This is a genomic window from Lysinibacillus sp. FSL R5-0849, assembly GCF_038595075.1.
Lineage (GTDB): Bacteria > Bacillota > Bacilli > Bacillales_A > Planococcaceae > Lysinibacillus > Lysinibacillus fusiformis.
Genome location: NZ_CP152004.1, coordinates 1,118,410 through 1,135,889 on the forward strand (window position 1 = coordinate 1,118,410; position 17,480 = coordinate 1,135,889).

At 37.9% G+C, this 17,480-nt stretch carries 20 protein-coding genes; 15 read left to right on the plus strand and 5 right to left on the minus strand.

Annotated features, from left to right (window positions below):
* The first annotated feature begins 114 nt into the window (after nucleotides 1-114).
* The 10 genes from truB (at nucleotide 115) to MKY80_RS05265 (ending at nucleotide 10,635) form a co-directional block, all read left to right on the plus strand.
* The gene (truB, locus tag MKY80_RS05220) at nucleotides 115-1,026 is read left to right on the plus strand and encodes a tRNA pseudouridine(55) synthase TruB (RefSeq protein WP_043990545.1); all 912 of its coding nucleotides are present in this window, start codon (nucleotides 115-117) and stop codon (nucleotides 1,024-1,026) included.
* 12 nt (nucleotides 1,027-1,038) lie between these two features.
* Entirely contained in the window at nucleotides 1,039-1,989 is a 951-nt protein-coding gene (gene ribF, locus MKY80_RS05225) for a riboflavin biosynthesis protein RibF (protein WP_008178983.1), read from the plus strand.
* Between the two features lie 153 nt (nucleotides 1,990-2,142).
* Complete coding sequence (rpsO, locus tag MKY80_RS05230; protein ID WP_008178982.1) at nucleotides 2,143-2,412, plus strand: 30S ribosomal protein S15; 270 nt, start codon at nucleotides 2,143-2,145, stop codon at nucleotides 2,410-2,412.
* A 373-nt stretch (nucleotides 2,413-2,785) separates the two neighbouring features.
* Nucleotides 2,786-3,310: a DoxX family protein gene (locus MKY80_RS05235; RefSeq protein WP_008178975.1), complete on the plus strand. Its 525-nt coding sequence runs from the start codon at nucleotides 2,786-2,788 to the stop codon at nucleotides 3,308-3,310.
* A gap of 449 nt (nucleotides 3,311-3,759) precedes the next feature.
* Entirely contained in the window at nucleotides 3,760-5,874 is a 2,115-nt protein-coding gene (gene pnp / locus MKY80_RS05240) for a polyribonucleotide nucleotidyltransferase (RefSeq protein ID WP_008178973.1), read from the plus strand.
* 82 nt (nucleotides 5,875-5,956) lie between these two features.
* A complete protein-coding gene (locus tag MKY80_RS05245; RefSeq protein WP_342532312.1) occupies nucleotides 5,957-7,180 on the plus strand; it encodes a pitrilysin family protein in 1,224 nt (407 codons plus the stop codon).
* A 159-nt stretch (nucleotides 7,181-7,339) separates the two neighbouring features.
* Nucleotides 7,340-8,338: an ABC transporter substrate-binding protein gene (locus MKY80_RS05250; RefSeq protein WP_239354280.1), complete on the plus strand. Its 999-nt coding sequence runs from the start codon at nucleotides 7,340-7,342 to the stop codon at nucleotides 8,336-8,338.
* A gap of 17 nt (nucleotides 8,339-8,355) precedes the next feature.
* A complete protein-coding gene (locus MKY80_RS05255; RefSeq protein ID WP_008178967.1) occupies nucleotides 8,356-9,348 on the plus strand; it encodes an iron ABC transporter permease in 993 nt (330 codons plus the stop codon).
* Nucleotides 9,348-10,130: an ABC transporter ATP-binding protein gene (locus MKY80_RS05260; RefSeq protein WP_342532314.1), complete on the plus strand. Its 783-nt coding sequence runs from the start codon at nucleotides 9,348-9,350 to the stop codon at nucleotides 10,128-10,130. The genes MKY80_RS05255 and MKY80_RS05260 overlap by 1 nt, the downstream gene beginning before the upstream one ends.
* Before the next feature lie 10 nt (nucleotides 10,131-10,140).
* Complete coding sequence (locus MKY80_RS05265) at nucleotides 10,141-10,635, plus strand: heme iron utilization protein (protein WP_342532315.1); 495 nt, start codon at nucleotides 10,141-10,143, stop codon at nucleotides 10,633-10,635.
* A 32-nt stretch (nucleotides 10,636-10,667) separates the two neighbouring features.
* Here the strand turns inward: MKY80_RS05265 and MKY80_RS05270 are convergent, their stop codons facing one another.
* The 5 genes from MKY80_RS05270 to MKY80_RS05290 are packed head-to-tail and all read right to left on the minus strand — an operon-like array spanning nucleotide 10,668 to nucleotide 13,142.
* On the minus strand, nucleotides 10,668-11,282 hold the full coding sequence (locus tag MKY80_RS05270) for an ABC-2 transporter permease (protein ID WP_008178964.1): 615 nt from the start codon (nucleotides 11,280-11,282) through the stop codon (nucleotides 10,668-10,670).
* A gap of 10 nt (nucleotides 11,283-11,292) precedes the next feature.
* Complete coding sequence (locus MKY80_RS05275; RefSeq protein ID WP_090001031.1) at nucleotides 11,293-11,919, minus strand: ABC-2 transporter permease; 627 nt, start codon at nucleotides 11,917-11,919, stop codon at nucleotides 11,293-11,295.
* A gap of 2 nt (nucleotides 11,920-11,921) precedes the next feature.
* Entirely contained in the window at nucleotides 11,922-12,530 is a 609-nt protein-coding gene (locus tag MKY80_RS05280; RefSeq protein WP_342532316.1) for an ABC transporter ATP-binding protein, read from the minus strand.
* Nucleotides 12,531-12,583: 53 nt separating this feature from the next.
* Nucleotides 12,584-12,763, minus strand: coding sequence for an ATP-binding cassette domain-containing protein (locus MKY80_RS05285; protein WP_342532317.1), 180 nt, complete (start codon nucleotides 12,761-12,763; stop codon nucleotides 12,584-12,586).
* Between the two features lies 1 nt (nucleotide 12,764).
* Entirely contained in the window at nucleotides 12,765-13,142 is a 378-nt protein-coding gene (locus tag MKY80_RS05290; RefSeq protein ID WP_342532318.1) for a GntR family transcriptional regulator, read from the minus strand.
* Between the two features lie 141 nt (nucleotides 13,143-13,283).
* Here MKY80_RS05290 and MKY80_RS05295 point away from each other — a divergent pair, with 141 nt between their 5' ends.
* The 5 genes from MKY80_RS05295 (at nucleotide 13,284) to dapA (ending at nucleotide 16,953) form a co-directional block, all read left to right on the plus strand.
* On the plus strand, nucleotides 13,284-13,547 hold the full coding sequence (locus MKY80_RS05295) for a hypothetical protein (protein ID WP_004224966.1): 264 nt from the start codon (nucleotides 13,284-13,286) through the stop codon (nucleotides 13,545-13,547).
* Between the two features lie 9 nt (nucleotides 13,548-13,556).
* On the plus strand, nucleotides 13,557-14,336 hold the full coding sequence (locus MKY80_RS05300; protein ID WP_008178957.1) for an NAD(P)-dependent oxidoreductase: 780 nt from the start codon (nucleotides 13,557-13,559) through the stop codon (nucleotides 14,334-14,336).
* Nucleotides 14,330-14,920 carry a dipicolinate synthase subunit B gene (locus tag MKY80_RS05305; protein WP_008178956.1) on the plus strand — a complete coding sequence of 197 codons (591 nt, stop codon included), beginning with the start codon at nucleotides 14,330-14,332 and terminating at the stop codon, nucleotides 14,918-14,920. The genes MKY80_RS05300 and MKY80_RS05305 overlap by 7 nt, the downstream gene beginning before the upstream one ends.
* 82 nt (nucleotides 14,921-15,002) lie before the next feature.
* The gene (locus tag MKY80_RS05310; protein ID WP_342532319.1) at nucleotides 15,003-16,040 is read left to right on the plus strand and encodes an aspartate-semialdehyde dehydrogenase; all 1,038 of its coding nucleotides are present in this window, start codon (nucleotides 15,003-15,005) and stop codon (nucleotides 16,038-16,040) included.
* 13 nt (nucleotides 16,041-16,053) lie between these two features.
* A complete protein-coding gene (dapA, locus tag MKY80_RS05315) occupies nucleotides 16,054-16,953 on the plus strand; it encodes a 4-hydroxy-tetrahydrodipicolinate synthase (RefSeq protein WP_008178954.1) in 900 nt (299 codons plus the stop codon).
* Nucleotides 16,954-17,480: the final 527 nt, after the last annotated feature.

Below are 17,480 nucleotides of genomic sequence, written 5' to 3' on the forward strand. Positions count from 1 at the left end.
AGTCTGCCACTTGCATGTTCATGCAGGCAGGCTTTTTATCTTCATAAAGAAGATTTTTGATCTGGTAATAATGCAAGGTAAATTTTATTTTAAAGGCAATTTGGGAGGATGTATATGAACGGTATTTTACCGCTTTGGAAAGAAAGAGGCATGACAAGCCATGATTGTGTCTTTAAGCTGCGTAAAATTTTACGTACAAAAAAGGTTGGGCATACAGGAACTTTGGATCCAGGTGTGGAAGGTGTACTACCAATTTGTATTGGCCAAGCCACTCGAATTGCAGAATATTTAACAGATGCAGGGAAAACCTATGAAGCTATTATTTCCATTGGTCGCACAACGACAACGGAGGATGCAGAGGGCGAAACGGTTGCAGAGGATCATTCAGTTAAGAAGGTTTCTCGTGAGCAGTTGCAAGAGGTTTTAGCTTCATTAACAGGTGTTATTGAGCAAACTCCACCAATGTTTTCAGCGGTCAAGGTAAATGGTAAACGTCTCTATGAATATGCTCGAAAAGGTGAAACAGTTGAAAGACCTACTCGTCAAGTTACCATTTATGCTTTAGAGCTTCTCGATGACCATGAATCCTACGAGGGGCAGGAGATAACATTCCCAGTTCGTATCGATTGTAGTAAAGGGACTTATATTCGTACATTAGCTGTCCAAATTGGGGAGGCTCTTGGTTATCCAGCGCATATGAAAGAGCTCGTACGTACTGCTTCAGGTACCTTTACGCGCGATAACTGTTTTACGCTAGCACAGGTTGCGGAGCTTATGGATGCAGAGCAGGTGACTACTTGTATTTTACCTGTCGAGTATGCATTAACAGACTATCCATATATTGAGATTACCTCTGCCATTGAAAAAGAAATTTTCAATGGACAGGTGCTTCCAGCAGATACATTGTTAAAGATACATGATAAAATTGTCTTTGGAATCAATGGAAAGGCAGTTGCGGTTTATCAAGCTCACCCTACAAAGGCAGGTTTGATGAAACCACACAAGATGTTTCCGACGATAGAGTAGGAGGATTTTTCAATGGAGGTCATTCATTTAAAATACCCACATCAATTACAGCAAAGAGAAAGCATGCAACCCTATTCATTAGCGCTTGGCTTTTTCGATGGTGTACATAGAGGGCATCAGGCTGTTATCAAGGCGGCAAAGGAAGAGGGAGAGAAGCGTCAAATTCCAAGCGCAGTAATGACATTTGACCCGCATCCATCATTAGTCCTTGGAGGGCGTAACGAAAAGGTTTTTTATATTACCCTCTTACAGCAGAAATTGCAGCTTTTTGAAGAACAAGGCGTGGATACAGTATTTGTTGTTCATTTCACATCTGATTTTGCTAAGCTATCTCCAGCCGCATTTATTGATACATTTATCCGTGGATTAAATATTCAACATGTGACAGCTGGCTTCGATTATTCATTTGGGGCATTTGGTAAAGGGACAATGGAAGATATGCGTGCATTAAGCAATGGTGATTATGGTGTGACAATTGTTGAGAAGAGAACGGATGATGTGGAGAAAATCAGCTCAACCCGTATTCGCCAACTTTTACAAGAGGGTGATATGGAAGCAGCGAGAACATTATTAGGACGACCATTTGAAATTAACGGAATGGTTGTACATGGTGATAAACGTGGTCGAACAATTGGCTTCCCAACTGCAAATGTCCAAGCTTTAGAAGGTACTTTTATTCCAGCAAGTGGGGTCTATGCTGTTCGTCTGCTAGTCCAAAATGCTTGGTATGATGGTGTCTGCAATGTAGGCTACAAACCAACGTTTAAAGATCCAAACGATAAGCAATTGTCCATTGAGGTTCATATTTTAAATTTTGATAAGAATATTTATGGCGAAGAAGTACATGTAGCTTGGTATAAACGTATTCGAAGCGAAAGAAAATTTGACGGTATTGATGCTTTAAAAACGCAAATCGAAAAAGATAAACAAGAAGCTATACAATATTTTAACGATCTACAATAGAGTCAACTAAGTAATGGTTTATACTTGCTTGACCCAATCATTTATGGTAACATTCATAAGTGCATAATGCTCAACCTTAGCTCGGTATATCGAAGACTCCAACGTTTACTGTGCTAGTGGGGATAAATAATTTTTCTTAGGAGGTCCATACAAATGGCTATTACAAAAGAACGTAAAAACGAAATTATCGCTGAGTACCGTACTCACGAAAGTGACACTGGTTCACCAGAAGTACAAGTTGCAGTATTAACAGCAGAAATCAATGCTCTAAATACTCACTTACGTACACACAAAAAAGATTTCCACTCTGAGCGTGGTCTTCTTAAAATGGTAGGTCGTCGTCGTCACTTATTAAAATATCTTCGTGAAACTGACGTACAACGTTACCGTGAACTAATCAACCGTTTAGGCTTACGTCGCTAATTACAGCGGGCTGTAGACAAACTTATGTTTTGTCTACAGTCTTTTTTTATTGAAAAATGCAAATGACCTTTTAGGGTAGCTCACTTCTCATCTCCATTTTTATTTTGTTCGATAATAAGCCATAACTTTTTTACGCTCCGGTGAACGAGCTAGAAAAAACATGTTCTAACCAATAAAAGGGTGATATATTCTAATCACATTTCGCAACCAAATTCAACCAGTCCTATGTGAATCTAGCTTTATTGTCCAATCGAGTTGAATCAAGAACGAATTGAATAGTAATCGTTTTTATTTAGCCATGAATGGCCTTTAACAGATTACTTCAGCTTGTGAAATGTGAAAACAAAATTTTATGGTGAGAAGGTGCAGTTGGATGTTTAACAAAATATTAAGAGAGAATAATATTGTTGCAGGGATTTTGACAATTATTCGCATCTATCTAGGTTGGCATTGGCTAACAGCGGGTTGGGGAAAATTGATGAATGGATTTGATGCATCCGGTTTTTTAGCAAATGCAATAGCAAATCCAGTAACTGGCGGCGAGGAGTTAGCATATCCACTATATGTAAAGTTTATTGAAACATTTGCTTTACCCAATGCTGAAATTATTAATTTCCTTATTCCTTGGGGAGAGTTTTTAGTTGGCCTAGGATTAATACTTGGATGTTTAACAACGTATGCTGCATTTTTTGGGATGGTTATGAACTTTGCATTTTTAATGGCAGGTACTATATCAAGTAATCCTTGGGATATTTTACTCGCTATCTTTATAGCAGCAGCTGGTTTCAATGCCGGTAAGTTTGGATTGGATCGTTTCGTCATTCCAGCTATCAGCAATAAGATTCAAACAGCAAAAAACAAAGATAAAATAGCTAGACCGCTGTCTAAAACTACATAATTTACATAAAAGAGACATGAAATGCCCCGTGAATGCTAGTTTGACGGGGCATTTATTTTAATTTTTCTCTCTTGACACACTTAAACTTTACTACATACTTAACTTTCTTTATACTAGTAGGATGTTGTATGACAAGTACCGTGGTATAATAAATCTATTGTGTATAGCCTGCACTTGAAATAATAATGTGAAGAAGCATTTATATCTATTTACATACATTACTTTTCGTCAGGAAGGATCAATTTAAGTCAATTCCATATAACAAAAGTATAAAAATGTTTTTTCAATAAAATATAGAAATAAATCTTAAATAAATTGGCAATAACTGAATTTAAATGTATGATTATTTCAAGAAATATTTTTGAGCATAGAACAAGCATTTTTGGTACACTTACAATTAGTACATACAGACGAAGTAAGTGTTTTTATAATAGAGAGGGGTTCATTGAATGAACGAAAAGAAAGTCTATTCCTACGAATGGGCTGGCCGTCCACTTGTAATTGAAGTAGGACAGTTAGCAAAACAAGCAAACGGAGCTGTATTAGTACGCTATGGCGATACTTCCGTATTATCTACAGCCACAATGTCAAAATCACCAAAACCACTTGATTTCTTCCCATTAACAGTAAATTATGAAGAACGTCTATATGCTGCAGGTAAAATTCCTGGCGGCTTTATTAAGCGTGAAGGGCGTCCATCTGAGAAAGCTATATTGGCGAGCCGTTTAATCGACCGTCCAATCCGTCCGATGTTCCCAGATGGTTTCCGTAACGAAGTTCAAGTGATCTCTATGGTTATGTCAAATGATTCTGACTGTACGTCTGAAATGGCAGCAATGGTTGGTTCTTCATTAGCTTTGGCTATTTCTGACATTCCATTTGATGGACCGATCGCAGGTGTACAAGTTGGTTATATTAACGGGGAGTTCATTGTGAATCCAACAGTGGAACAATCGAACCAATCGACAATTCATTTATCTGTAGCAGGGAACAAGGACGCTATCAACATGGTTGAAGCTGGCGCACTTGAAGTTCCAGAAGAAGTGATGTTAGAAGCGATTATGTTTGGACATGAAGAAATTAAAAAAATTATCGCATTCCAAGAGCAAATTGTGGCTGAGGTAGGAAAAGAAAAGAAACCAGTTACATTATTTGAAATTGATGAAGCAATCCAAGCGGATATAAAGGCTGCTTGTGAGACGGATATGCATGATGCTATTCAAACTGCTGAGAAACATGCTCGTGACGAAGCGATTCAAGCTGTAAAAGATCGTATTATTGCTTCCTATGAAGAGCAAGAAGCAGATGATGATACGATGAAGCAGGTTTATACAATACTTGATAAGATGGTAAAAGATGAAGTACGTCGTCAGATCACTGAAGATAAAATTCGTCCAGATGGTCGTAAACTAGACGAGATTCGACAACTTTCCTCTGAAACAGGAATATTACAACGTACTCACGGTTCAGGTCTATTTACACGTGGACAAACTCAAGCACTTTCTATCTGTACGTTAGGTGCGCTTGGTGATGTACAAATTATTGACGGTTTAGGTGTCGAAGAATCAAAACGCTTCATGCACCACTATAATTTCCCTCAATTCTCGGTTGGTGAGACAGGACCAATTCGTGGACCAGGTCGTCGTGAAATTGGTCATGGAGCTTTAGGAGAACGTGCACTGGAAGCAGTTATTCCTGATGAGTCTGTTTTCCCATATACAATTCGTTGTGTATCAGAAGTACTTGAATCAAATGGTTCAACATCTCAAGCCTCTATTTGTGCATCTACATTAGCTATGATGGATGCTGGTGTTCCTTTAAAAGCACCAGTTGCAGGTATTGCAATGGGCCTTATTAAAAAAGGTGAACATTATTCTATTTTAACAGATATTCAAGGTATGGAAGATCATCTAGGTGATATGGACTTTAAAGTGGCTGGTACAGCTAAAGGTGTAACAGCTCTACAAATGGACATTAAAATCGATGGCCTATCACGCAATATTTTAGAAGAAGCATTGACACAAGCTAAAGTAGGTCGTATGCATATTTTAGAATCAATGCTTGCGACACTTGCAGAGCCACGTACACAATTATCTGAATTTGCACCAAAAATCGTGATTGTTAAAATCAATCCAGATAAAATTCGCGATGTTATTGGACCTGGCGGAAAACAAATTAATAAAATTATTGAAGAAACGGGCGTTAAGATTGATACAGAACAAGATGGTACAATCTATATTTCTTCTGCTAATGAAGAAATGAATGCACGCGCAAAACAAATTATTGAAGATATCGTACGTGAAGCTAAAGTAGGGGAATACTACTTATCGACAGTAAAGCGTATTGAAAAATTCGGTGCGTTTTGTGAAATCTTCCCAGGTAAAGATGGCTTGCTTCACATTTCTGAAATTCAGGAGGAACGTACAAAGCAAGTGGAAGACGTCTTAAAACTTGGCGATCAATTACTAGTAAAAGTAATTGAAATTGACAAACAAGGTCGTGTGAATTTATCTCGTAAAGTAGTACTACAAGAGGAAAAAGAACGCGCTGAACAACAAAAATAATAAAGATAAAAGGCTGCGTCTAATGCGCAGCCTTTTTAAATAGTTTATCATCATAAAGAAATATATAGTTGGGGGAGATTTTTTGGTTCAAGTACATACATGTCAGAATGGTGTTCGTATTGTGTCGGAGCAAATTAACCATGTAAGATCTGTTGCTTTAGGTATTTTTGTAAATGCGGGTTCACGCTATGAACTACCTGAAGAGAACGGTATTACACATTTTATAGAGCATATGTTGTTTAAAGGAACACCAAGTCGTTCAGCTCGTCAAATTGCGGAAGAATTTGATCGGATAGGTGGAGAATTAAATGCTTTCACATCTAAGGAAAATACGTGTTATTATGCAAAAGTTTTAGACCATCATGCAGAGCTAGCAGTCTCTATTTTGGCTGATATGTTTTTTAATTCTACATTTGCAGAAGAAGAACTAGAAAAAGAACGACAAGTCGTATTAGAGGAAATTTTAATGAGCGAAGATGCTCCGGATGATGATGTGCATGAAAAGCTGTGGAGTGTCATGTATCCCAATGATGCACTAGGCCGTCCGATATTGGGCAGTGCAGCTACATTAAAGACATTTACTGCAGAGGCGATTCGCCATTATATGGCCAAACATTATGGTCCAGAGTCAGTGGTGATTTCCATTGTGGGCAATATTTCACCTCAACTCATGGCAACGATTGAACAATTATTTGGACAATATCAGCCTTCCACAGTTGCGATTGCGCCTGTGCTGACAAATCCTTCATTTCATCCTGGAGAAATTTCGAAAATCCGAGATACTGAGCAAGCACATTTAGCTATATCCTATCCGGCTATTGGTGTAAAGGACCCTGATATGTATAGCTTTATTGCGTTAAATAATATTATTGGTGGTAATATGAGCTCACGATTGTTTCAAGAGGTGCGTGAAGAAAGAGGTCTAGCTTATTCTATTTTCTCTTACCAATCCTGTTATGCAGATGTTGGGGCATTCACCATTTATGGCAGTACTAGCCGTCAGCAATTATCACAGCTACAACATACTATTGATGCTACTTTACTCGATATTGTCGCAGGTGGTGTCACAGAAGAAGAGCTTGATAATGCAAAAGAGCAGCTGAAAGGTAGCTTTGTTCTAGGGTTGGAGGGAACTGGCGCACGTATGAATCGAAATGGTACGAGTGAGCTTGTTCATCGTAAACATCGTACAGTAGACGAGGTACTGGCGTCTATAGAGGCTGTATCCATGGACTCAGTGGATCGATTGATTGCTAAAATTTTGAAAGCAGAGCCGGCCATTTCAATTATTGGACCAAGCGAATAAAATACCTCATCGTATAGTCTTAAAGGAGGTGTCTCAAATGATTATTGAGACACCTCCTTTTTATTTATATTATCAATTAGGCATTGTAATTATCAATTAACTTTGATAGTATAATTGATATTGAAAATCATTTTCATTTACACGGAGGAAATAGTAGATATGAAAAAATGGCTATATGTTAGTACATTCGCATTATCATTAGCACTGGTTGGCTGTGCAGACCAAGAAGAGAAAGTTGCAGACAAAGAAATTCAAAAGGAAGAAGTAGCAAAGCAAGATGAAGCTGCTGATACTTCGACAGTCAAAAAAGAGGAATTTCAAGATGGTGTTGATGAAGAAGCCTTTCAGAAGGCATTAGCAAGCTTTCCTACAACCGTTCCAGAAAAAATTGTGACGACATCAGTTCCTTTAACAGAAATGCTACATCTTTTGGAGATCACACCAGTGGGAGTACCAACATCGACAAATCCGATACCATCAGACTTTGATTCGATTACAAAAATTGGTTCACCTATGTCACCAGATTTAGAAGTTATTTCTAGTTTACAAACAGATTTGATTCTTGGCGCTTCTTCTCTACAAAGCTCATTAGATCAAGCACTACAGGGAATGAATCTTCCAACAGCTTATTTACCAACAGATTCGTATGATGACTTAAAATTAAGTTTTAAGGTGCTAGGTACATACTTTGATAAGGAAGACAAAGTAAATGAAATCTTGCAAAATCTTGTAGCAAAAGAAAAAGAGCTGGAAGAGCAAGCACAAGGAAAAGAACTACCATCTGTTATGCTGGTTATCGGAACATCTGATTCCTTTATGGTAATGAACGACAAATCCTATTTAGGAAGCTTAGTCGAAAGATTGGGAGCAGATAATATTGCGAAATCAGTATTGAAAGCAGAATCTACTTATTCACCAATGAATTTAGAAGATATTGTTGTAGCAGATCCAGATATTGTGTTTGTCTTAGCGTCTGGCGATCATGGAGCGAATGAAGATAAATTTAAACAAGAGATTGAAAAAAATAGTGCTTGGCAACAATTATCAGCATACAAAAATGACAAAATCTATATGCTTGATTACAGTATTTTCGGTGTCACATCTATTACAAATGCTGAGACAGCACTAACAACAATTGCAGATTATTTCTATAAATAAGTTCGTGAGGTAGAGGTATGATTCTTACAGCAAGAAGTCGCATGATTATTATCACGACATTTGTGGTAACCATATTAGCCGCAGTAATAGCAATAGGATTAGGTAGTGTCCATATTTCTATACCTGATATTTTATCGACCCTTATCAATGGTCGTGGTCAAGAGGGTGTGTATACAACGATTATATGGGATATCCGCCTTCCCCGCGTGTTACTAGCTTTAATTATTGGCGCAAGTATAGCTATATCAGGGGCTTTACTACAGGCAGTCATGGGAAATCCATTAGCAGATCCGGGTTTAACAGGGGTAACAAGTGGTGCTGCAGCATTTGTATTGATAATCCTTTTAGCAAATCCAGAATTAACTCATTTAATTCCTATCGCCGCCTTTGTTGGTGGTTTAATTGCCGCAGCAATTGTCTATGCACTCGCCTGGAGACGGACAGGCATTACCCCAATCACCATTATTTTATCAGGGGTTGCAGTAAATGCTTTATGTGGGGGCGTCATTGGATTTTTGTCGATTTTATATAGTGATCGTCTACCATCAGCAGTACAATGGATGAATGGTAGTCTCGCTGCAAAAGGAAATGCATCGCTGCATATGATTTATTTGTACGCCATTATAGGCTGGATACTATCCATATTTGCGATTCGCAAAGCTAACATTATCCGTTTGGGCGATCAGGTCGCTACTAATTTAGGGGAAAGTGTAACACGTATTCGTATTATGCTATCAATATTAGCTGTCTTTTTAGCAGCGATATCTGTTGCTGCAGTGGGAATGATCAGCTTTGTTGGATTAATTGTACCTCATATGGCGAGATTATTAGTTGGTTCTGATTATAAATACATGTTGCCTATGAGTATGGCCTTGGGGGCGATTGTTTTATTGGTTGCCGATACGGGCGGACGTACATTATTTGCACCACTTGATATTCCGGCGGGTATTTTAATGGCGGTAATCGGTGGACCTTACTTCTTATACTTAATGAGAAAGAGGGCGTTTTAATGTTAAAAATTGAACAGCTATCCATCAGCTATGAACAAAAGGAAGTTGTCCATAATTTTTCATTTGAAGTGGAACAAGGCGAGATTCTATCGATTATTGGACCGAATGGCTCTGGTAAATCAACGATATTAAAGGCGATTGCACGGATGCAGCCGTACAGTGGTGGGAATATCCTGTTTGAAGGAGAAAATATGCGTCGACTATCCTCAAAGGAAATCGCACGCAAAATGTGTATGCTGAGTCAGCAAAACCAAGCACCGAGTGATATTTCTGTCAAAAATTTAGTGGCCTATGGTCGATATCCGCATAAAAAGTGGTTTGAACGCCTGAATGCAGAGGATGAGGCAATTATTGATTGGGCATTAGAAAAAACCTATCTCTCCCATTATAAAGAAAAACCAATAGCCGCTTTGTCTGGTGGTGAGGCACAGCGAGCATGGATTGCGATGGCTTTGGCACAACGGCCACAAGTCTTATTATTGGATGAGCCCACGACCTTTTTAGATATTGCTCATCAGCATGAAGTGCTAGAATTAGTACGGGAGCTTAATCGTGATATGGGTATGACAGTTGTGATGGTGCTTCACGATTTGAACCAAGCCTCTAGTTACAGCGATAAAATCGTCGTTGTAAAGGATGGTAACCGAGCACAACTAGGGACACCGGATGAAGTTATGACTGAACAAATGATCCAACAAATATATCGTATGGAAGCTGAAATTCAATATGTATCTTGGGATAATGCTCCGAGAATTCAATTAAAAAATACGGTAAGAGTATAGGGGAAATAATATGCCAAAAGCAGTTGATATTGAACAAGTAAAACAAGATTATGAAAACTTTATACAAAGTAAAAAAAACTGTGTGTTAAGCTTCGTGAATGGGGAAGGTAAGCCTTTTAGTAGTACTACGCCTTTTGTGCGACTCAACGGAAAGTTTTATGTTTATATTAGCCAAGTAGCAGAGCATTACCAACTCATGGATCAATCCGAAGTGGTTGATTTAATATGTGTAGCAGATGAGGCCGTAACAGCCAATCCATTTGCTCCAGAGCGAGCACGTTGGCAATGTAGGCCGAAAAAATTAGGTAACGAAGGTCATGAGGATATATTTGCGACATTCGATCAACTGTTTAATGCAAAAATGATGGAGTTGTTGCGCTCACTTGATTTTTCTTTATTCGAACTAACGCCAATAGAGGGGCGTTATGTTGTTGGATTTGGGAAAGCCTTTACGATTGATATTGCCAATGATACATTAATTCATGTAGTTGTAGATAAAAAATAGGTTGCCTTAAGGGCAGCCTATTTTTTTGACTGTTAAAATATTTCTCGTGTCATCAATAAATGAAGACATTTTTGAAAAACTAACCAGCTACTAAAGATACTTATAAGCGTAGGGATTAACAAGACGAAAAGATTCCCTCCTACTAGTGATAAATAAAAATGAACAACTGAATTAAGAGCTATAATTAGCACTGTAGCTGTAAGCATCCGTAAAGATCGCATTTTCTCCGTTTCCTCGAGCTGTTGAATATAAAATTGACTAGAAAGAAGAAAAAAAGAGCTACTGATAAAACCAAAATACATGGCAAAATGCCCAATAAAATTTGTAGACGCTTCAGTCTGTGAAAAGTACAATGGTGCAATTAAAATAAAGAGACTTGCAACAAAGGCATAGCAAAAAAGGAAATCCGACTGTAATTGGACTTTCTTTGAAAGAGGCAAGCTATTAACATAAACTTCCCATTTTACTTGACGATCCCCTTTATATAAATTTTCAACGAGGCTAGCGGAAACAACTACAACAAATAGACAAATGGATGGGCTATCTAAATAAGGCAAGCGTATGAAATAAAGAACGAAACAGATAGTGATTGCAAAAAGGATAGTCCATCTTTGTACGATAAATCTTTGTACTAATAAGGCACGCATGGAATCACCCCTAGAATTCTTTTCGTTTATAGATTTCTGTAGAAATGAGTGAGGATAGCCACAGTAACAGAAGTCCAGCGAAAGGTGTAAAATAGATTAATTGCTTTAAATCTAAAAATGTCATAATCATTGTGGGTATATCCCCTTTAAACATCCCCATTAAAAAGCCAGGGATAAGACAAAGTGCAATCAGAACCATTCTTCCTTTTAGAGAGCCATATTTAATATAAATAGGTAAAAAAACGGCTAAAAGACAAAGGGCCGATGTTACAATCATCATAAACGTGAGGAAAAATTGAGCAGTCATCTCATTACTGCTCAATTGATGAATAAGAAAAATGATTGGTAGAGCAATGACAAGACCGATTAGCATTAATAACACGCTTAGTAAGTATTTACTAAGCACAATATCAGCTTTCGTAATTGGAAAGGTATTAGCGTACTTATCCCAGTTGCATTGTTCATCATACGCAAGGGCAGTAATGGCTTGAATGGTAACAATAAAAACAATAACAGCTAAAAGCATAGAAGTTTCTCGCATAAGAATAGCCATAATAAGGAGAAAAAGTATGACAAATAATTGTGACTTCATTTGACGCTGAATGGTCATAAAATCTTTTACTAGTAAACCAATCATAATCAAACACACCCTTTCACGAAAAATAGCATAATATCTTCGATAGAGGGTCTTTCAAGTTTAAAAATCTCATTTACTTCCTTTTTAAGTACTAATGCCTCGATTCCAAATACGCCATTGCGCTTTCTTATAATCGCATGCTCAGGTAATTCGTTTACCTCCTCAAGACTTCCTTTGAAAATGCCATACTCATATAAAAGGGCATCTTTACTTTCACTCAATAAAATTTCTCCATTATGAATAAGGGTGATATGGTCGGCTATTTTTTCTAAATCACTTGTAATATGGGAAGAAAAAAGAATACTGTGTGTTTCATCCTGCATAAATGCTAAAAATAAATCTAAAATTTCATCGCGAATAATGGGGTCCAAACCACTTGTTGGTTCATCTAAAATTAAGAGCTTCGGATGATGGGACAATGCTAATGCAATTGATAGCTTCATCCTCATGCCTCGCGATAGTTCCTTGATTTTTTTCTTCTTTGGTACGTTAAATTGAGCTAATCGTTCGAAGTAATAGTCTGTATCCCATGTTTTAAATACCTTTTTCATAATTTTGTCGAGCTGAGTAGCAGTCAGCGTTTCGGGTACGTGTAATTCGTCAAAAACCACGCCAATGTCCTTTTTTATCGATTGCTCATGTTCGACATGATCTTTATTAAAAGTTATATATCGCCGTATTCTTTTTTTACTAAATTAAGCATGCATTTAATCGTTGTCGATTTTCCAGCTCCATTTTCTCCAACAAAGCCCATTACTGTTCCTTGAGGTACTGAAAAACTTACATCTTTTAGTGAAAAACCTTCAAATCCTTTATGTAAGTCATGAATTTCAATAGCATTCATCTTAATGATCCCCCTCTAACATTAAAGTGACTAAATCTTGTAATTCTTCATTTGATAGACCAGCTGTTTTCGCTAATTTTACGGCTTTCAGTACATGTTCCTCTACTTGTCGCAAGAGCTCCTCACGCAGGAAATCCTGGTTACGTTCCGTTACAAAGCTTCCCTTCCCAGCGACTGTTTCAATAAAGCCATCCCGTTCTAAATCGGCATAGGCTCGTTTAGTAGTCATTACGCTTATTTTTAAATCTTTAGCTAAAGCACGAATGGATGGTAGGTCATCACCTGCTTGCAATTTATTAGCTAGAATGGCTTCTTTGAGCTGGATGGTGATTTGCTCATATATGGGCTTATCACTGGCATTGCTTAAATGGATATGCAAAATCCTCACCTCTTATAACTGTATATATACACTATATACACCTTGGAGCGGAAATGCAATATATTCCTACTTTTGGTAGGGGGCACGATTTACAAAAACTCGGCATATATTGAGGTAACGGCTCAAGGAGGGAGATGAGGAATGCTACTATCTGAGATGGTGGATAAAGAGTTAATTCAAATTGAGGGTGGTGTACATTTTGGCATCCTGGCTCATACAGAATGCCTATTAGATGTGCAAACAGGAAAAATACATGGTTTTGAGATTGTCAAAGATAAATTACCTTTCCAAAAAAAGAAAATGAAGGTTAGTGAAATGATACCTTGGCACGAAATTATATTAATTGGTGAAGATCGAATTTTATTTAACAAGACATCTACAGTACAGTCAGAATATTTACAGTGAGGTGAGCTTTTGGAAAACGAAAAATGGCTCGTTATCGGTGAGGACTCCAGATTAAAAGAACTAGCAACAATGTTAAGAAGTCCATCGAGAACAGTGTTTTATAAAAGAACGACAGTTTGGAACGAGGAGTTAAATAAACTTGTTTTAGAATTTCAACCAAATAAAATTATTCTACCTATCCTGCCTTTAAAAATAGAAGTAGAACAGCTATATGGTATATCACAGGTTAAATTCTATACAGGTCGTTTAACGATGCACTGGAAGCATCTGCTAGAAAAAAATGAATCCCTTTGCTATTTGCAACAAGAATCGTTTATTTGGCAAAATGCTAGATTAACAGCAGAGGGGTTTATCGCCACGTTTTACGGACTCGAGCAAAAATGTATTTACGGACAAAACTTTACAATCGCAGGTTTCGGACGTATCGCAAAAATGCTCGCTTCTTTACTAGTTAAAATGGGGGCAAATGTTCATATTGTTGCACGTTCGGTTGTACAAGTGAGTGAAGCTAAAGCATATGGCTATAAAGCTACGGACTTAGATGATCGTTTATGGTCAATTAATGAAGGTACATTTATTAATACCATTCCAGCTAAATGGATTACAGAATCGTTTAAAGATCATGTTCCAGCAGTTTTATATGATTTAGCCTCAGAGCCAGGCTGTTTGGATATAGATGCTGAGCAACTGCAAACATATGTACTGTTGCCATCATTGCCTGGGAAATACTTTGCACATGATGCTGCTGAAATTCTGTGCAAGGCCATAGAGGAGGAAGAAAATTGTTAACGGGGAAACGAATTGGCCTAGGTATTACAGCCTCTCATTGTACGTATGAAGATGTCATACCTAAAATTCAAAATTTTATGGATGTTGGTGCAACAGTTATACCAATCATTACCCATTCCGTTTTACATGCAGCTACACGCTTTGGTACAGGGGAGGAATGGATTGCAAAAATAGAAGCTTTAACTGGAGAAAAAGTTATTTCTTCTATAAAAGAAGCGGAGCCATTTGGTCCATCCAATCCACTGGATGCAATGGTAATCGCTCCAATGACAGGTAATAGTATTAGTAAGTTTGCCAATGCGGCCACAGATAGCCCTGTTCTTATGGCAGCAAAGGCAACTTTACGTAATGGATCACCTGTAGTGTTAGGAATTTCAACAAATGATGCACTGGGCTTAAATGGAATAAATATAATGAAGTTGTTAAATGCCAAAAATATTTATTTTATCCCATTTGGTCAGGACTCTCCTCACTCCAAACCAAATTCTCTAATTGCTGATTTTGACCAAATGGTAGATACTGTTCATGCAGCAATTACGCAGAAAAAGCAATTGCAACCGCTGTTGATACAATATTTCAAATAAATCATAGATTACACACAATTTTCAGTATTTTTGTGATACAATAGCACACATTATGGAACTTGTATTCAAGGAGAGATGACAGATGACAAAGCAGTTAACAGTTGCGGTTGTTGGAGCAACAGGAGCAGTAGGATCAAAAATGATGGAGCAATTAATCAAACGTAAATTTCCAATAGGGAACATTAAATTTCTAGCATCTGCACGTTCAGCAGGAAAATCAATCGAGTTTAATGGTCAAACATATACAATTGATGAAGCGACACCTGAAGCTTTTGAAGGCGTCAATGTCGCTTTATTCTCAGCTGGTGGTTCAGTATCAGCTGTGCTTGCACCCGAAGCAGCAAAGCGTGGTGCGGTAGTTATTGACAATACGAGCCATTTCCGAATGGATCCAGAGGTACCACTTGTTGTACCTGAAGTGAATCGAGGCGATCTGGCGAAGCATAAAGGGATTATTGCAAATCCAAACTGCTCGACAATTCAAATGGTAGCTGCACTTGAGCCAATTCGTAAAGCATTTGGATTAACAAAAGTGCTTGTTTCAACGTATCAGGCGGTTTCAGGTGCAGGTATTTCTGCTATTGAAGAATTAAAAACACAAAGCGCAAACTGGGAAGCCGGTAGGGATGTAGAAGCAAATATTTTACCATCTGGTAGTGATAAGCGCCATTACCCAATCGCTCGTAATGTCATTCCACAAATTGATAAATTCACAGATAACGGATTTACATACGAAGAAATGAAAATGATTAATGAGACGAAAAAAATTATGCATGCACCAGGGCTAAAAGTTGCTGCTACTTGCGTTCGTGTGCCGGTCGTTTCAGGTCACTCAGAGTCTGTTTATATTGAGGTAGAGAAAGAAACATCAATCCAAGAGATTTTTGACGTATTACGCAATGCACCAGGTTTAGTATTACAAGATGATATTGCAACACAAACTTACCCAATGCCTATTTATGCAGAAGGGGAAGACGCTACTTTTGTAGGACGTATCCGTCAAGATTTAGACAACAAAAAAGGATTCCATCTATGGATCGTTTCTGACAATCTATTAAAAGGCGCTGCATTAAACTCTATCCAAATTGCAGAAGCAATGCTTGAGGATAACTTACTATAAGAGGGGTGTAAGGATGAATTTAGGTCGAATTGGAACGGCTATGATTACGCCGTTTAAAGATGATGGCACGATAAATTATCCAGAATTAGAACGTATTATTAATCATTTGATCGACAATGGTACAGATTGTATTGTTGCTTGTGGTACGACTTCTGAAAATCCAACAATGTCTACTGAAGAAAAAATAGAGGTTGTTCGTTTTACAGTAGAAAAGGTAGCTGGTCGTGTGCCAGTTATTGCTGGTACAGGGGACAATGAAACAGCATACTCTATAGCCATGACCCATAAAGCAGAAGAAAATGGAGCAGATGGCATCATGCTTGTAGCTCCTTACTACAATAAACCAAATCAACGTGGGATCTTTGCTCACTTTGAAACGATTGCTAAACAAACGAGTCTACCAGTTATGCTCTATAATGTCCCTGGGCGTACTGGTGTGAATGTGGCCTATGAAACTTCTGTTGCATTAAGTAAGATTCCTAACATTGCTTGGATTAAAGAAGCAAGCGGCAATTTGGATCAGATGGGTGATGTTATTGAAAATGTTGATCCAGATGATGATTTCTTAGTATATAGCGGAGATGATGGCCTAACATTGCCACTAATGGCGATTGGCGGGGCAGGCATTATTTCCGTCGCTGCTCATGTAGTAGGCAATGATATGCAATTAATGATTAAAGCGTTTGAAGAAGGAAATCATAAGCTAGCAGCTAAAATTCACCGAGCATTATTACCTCTTGTACGCGCGCTGTTCGCTCAACCAAACCCTTCACCTATTAAATATGCAATGACAAAACTAGGCTTTGATACACTCAATGTTCGCTTGCCAATGATGGAAATGACCGATGAAGAGAAGGCTAACTTTGATAACATTTGGGATACGTATCAAGAAAAAGCGAGAAGTTTTAGATAAATAAAAACGAGGCAGATCATTCAAATCAGTCTCGCGGACTGTAGACGAACTCAATGAATTTTGAGTTGGCTACAGTCTTTTTTCTTTTACCATAAGATAAAAAAAGTAAAGCCGTTGATTTCCACTATGTGCGGGGTCGATCTGCTTCCCTCACTTTGTTGCTGCTTTGCTTTCGCACAGAAAATATCCGCTCAGTCCAGAATCTCGACTTTCCCGCAATTCACTCCACTCAATTTCTACATAAAGAACTTCTTATTCATTTAAAGTTATGAGGTGGTCAACCATGATGACGGAAAATCAAATCAATGAACGTGAACAATTTGAACTAGCTTAATTGCTTGTACGCTAGGAATATGCCCCTTCGATTGATCAATGAATTCCCAAAGATCATTTCGTGCGAAAACTAAAAGCTGCTATAGATTTTTTATTTAGATATCCTCTAAAAAATTGTCCATGCAGGCGATGCTTGCTTTGGCTGCCATGAATTTAAAGAAACTGGCAATTTGGACATGGCAAGTAACTTAATA